Source organism: Psychrobacter sp. T6-1 (assembly GCF_052258445.1).
This window is the reverse complement of the sequence record NZ_JBQQFC010000832.1, coordinates 1-520: the sequence shown is the minus strand read 5'-3', so window position 1 is coordinate 520 and position 520 is coordinate 1. Positions and strand designations below refer to the sequence as shown.

General features: G+C 32.7%; 1 protein-coding gene. It reads right to left on the bottom strand.

Features of this window, described 5'->3' with window-relative positions; all coding sequences use genetic code 11:
- On the bottom strand, positions 1-383 hold a 383-nt coding region (locus tag ACTXGO_RS16225), incomplete at its 3' end, for a hypothetical protein (protein WP_443575252.1).
- Positions 384-520: the final 137 nt, after the last annotated feature.

Below are 520 nucleotides of genomic sequence, written 5' to 3'. Positions count from 1 at the left end.
GAAACTTGGAAGTCAACACTCAGAAGATTAGAAATTTTTTCACTAAACATTCTAATATTTACGCCATCGTCTAACATCCAGTACTTAATATCTAAGCTAGTATTTATTTTACGTGTATGGGCTTCATATCCGAATTCATCACGTAAGGAGCTTAGCATCATATCTTTTGTGTAATAACACTTGTCCCACTCTATACAGTGCAACTTTACGGCTTCTAACTTATTGTCTTTAAAGAAGAAAAGCACCTTAAAGTAAGTGTCGAAGAGTTTATATTCATCAATTACCAATAAAGGTTCTATGTCATCAGACCTTCCAGAAATTGAAAGATACTCCTCCCTTTCTTCAATATTTGGAAAAATTTTTTGAACTTCACTTGTACTCATACCTTTTTCAGCACCATGCCATAGCTCTTGTCCATAAGCTGGTAGCTGGTAGAACCAAAAACAGGAAAGTACATGAAATAAAATAACGTAGCATATTTATTTTTGGGCTAAAAAATTTATTCATTGTTTGAAATTTA